Source organism: Vibrio sp. 1731, from assembly GCF_033339955.1.
GTDB lineage: Bacteria > Pseudomonadota > Gammaproteobacteria > Enterobacterales > Vibrionaceae > Vibrio > Vibrio alginolyticus.
The window spans coordinates 1-1,044 of sequence record NZ_JAWOVO010000167.1 but is presented as its reverse complement, the minus strand read 5'-3'; the positions used below and the strand labels follow the sequence as shown (position 1 = coordinate 1,044).

The 1,044-nt window shown below is 51.6% G+C and carries 1 protein-coding gene; it reads left to right on the top strand.

The genetic code is table 11. The features are described from left to right. A partial coding sequence (locus R7035_RS25965; RefSeq protein ID WP_318146415.1) for a GGDEF domain-containing protein occupies positions 1-1,044 on the top strand: 1,044 nt, incomplete at both ends.

Here is a 1,044-nt window from a genome sequence, read left to right as displayed (position 1 = left end):
TGGAGTGAGCAAGCACGCCACGCGATCGCCGATTATTTTGATGCACCGCAGCAACAAGTTTCGACATTTGAAGCCGAAATCTGGAGCAAAGAGCACGGCTCTATGGTACTCGAAATTTCCTTAAAGCCGTTTTCCCAGCAGGTAGGCAAACAAAAGCAGTATCTGTTTGAGGCGCGTGATATCACCAGCCGTAAGTTGATGGAAGATAAGCTCTATCAGCGTGAGTCGAGCTTGCGTAATTACTACGAGCAGCAGCCCGTGATGATGGTGACGCTCGACAGCCACAACCGCATCCAAGAAGTGAACCGATTCGCGCAGCTGTTATTGGGCTACGAGCCGATTGAGATGCTCGGCCATCGCCTACGAGAGTTCTATCTTGATGACAAAGCGCTGTTCCCACGTCAGGTGTTGTTGCAACCGAGTCATCAAGTTCATGATGTGTGGCGACGTGAAATCGAGTATCGCCATGCTGACGGGCACAGTGTTTGGGTACGCGAAAACATTCGACCGCTCAACGATTCCGATCAGTTGCTGATTGTGGGTGAAGACATTTCAGAGACCAAACTTTTGGCTGAGAAGTTAGAGTATCAGGCGCGTTATGACTTATTGACGGGGACATACAACCGCAACCACTTTGAGTTGGAGTTGAAAACCGCGCTGCGTGAAGTGGATAGCCACCGCCGAGTGCATGCGATGTTATACCTCGATCTCGACCAGTTGAAAGTGCTTAATGACACCGTTGGGCACGATGCGGGCGATGCCGCGATTCAATTTTGCGCCAGCATGTTGGAAGAGGTGCTGCCATACAATTCCGTGCTTGCGCGAATGGGCGGCGATGAATTCGCGGTGCTACTGAAAGATTGCGACGAGTATGGCGCGATCAATATTGCGAAGGTGATTATCTCCACATTGGGTGAGCACCTGTTTATCTGGGAAGACACACGCTTATTCATCAGTTGCTCGGTCGGCATTCGTATCATCGACCACACGGCAGAAACGCCGCAAATGGTGCACGCGCAAGCAGATTCGGCCTGCCATGCGGCG